Genomic DNA, 846 nt, shown 5'->3' on the forward strand with positions numbered 1-846 from the left:
CCAGGGCGAGATCGTGAACGTTTTTTAAACAATTTAACTCACTATTTGACGTTAACATCTCGCTATGATCTTATACTCCCTTTTTTCGGGAGCACACCATGCATATTGACCACTTCAAAGAGCATTTCCAAACAATAACAGACCAGCGCCAGGGGGCTAAAGTGACCTATTGCCTCTTTGAGGTGCTGTTTGGTTCGCTATGTGCCGTTATCGCAGGCGCTAAAGGCTGGTTTGACATTCGCGAATACATTCTTGGGCATCATGATTGGTTTCAAAACAACAACCTCTTCATGAACGGCATTCCCGCTGATGACACGATTGCTCGTATTATATCAACCATTGAACCTGAGCAGTTTCACCAATGTTTTATCAATTGGATGTCTTCGATACACACCCTTACTGAAGGCCAAGTCATTGCTATCGATGGAAAAACGCTTCGAGGGTCATACAATCGTGAAGATAGAGCCAGTACCATACACATGATTAGTGCTTATGCTTCATCAAACAAATTAGTACTTGGTCAGCTTAAAACAGAACAAAAAAGTAATGAGATAACAGCTATTCCTGAGTTGATAAAAATGCTCGATATCAAAGGGGCGTTAGTGACTATCGATGCGATGGCTTGTCAAACAAAGATAGCAAAAACCATTGTGGACCAAGGTGGTGATTATCTGCTTGCCGTTAAAAGTAATCAGGGAAAGCTGCGCGAAGCAATAGTAAAAGCCTTCGCTTTCCAGCGAGCTAACAATACGGACAAATCCGTAATTGAACACGGTCACGGACGTACTGAGTGTCGACAGTGCTATGTTATTGATAGTAAAAACTTACTCGGTGACTTTTCAAAGT

General features: G+C 42.1%; 1 protein-coding gene. It reads left to right on the plus strand.

Annotated features, from left to right (window positions below; genetic code table 11):
* Window positions 1–98: 98 nt before the first annotated feature.
* Window positions 99–846 (plus strand): ISAs1 family transposase (locus tag AAEZ00_RS20560; RefSeq protein ID WP_351089719.1); only part of this gene is annotated, 748 nt, incomplete at its 3' end.

It is taken from the genome of Shewanella sp. S1-49-MNA-CIBAN-0167 (assembly GCF_040310145.1).
GTDB classification, from domain to species: Bacteria; Pseudomonadota; Gammaproteobacteria; order Enterobacterales; family Shewanellaceae; genus Shewanella; species Shewanella psychromarinicola.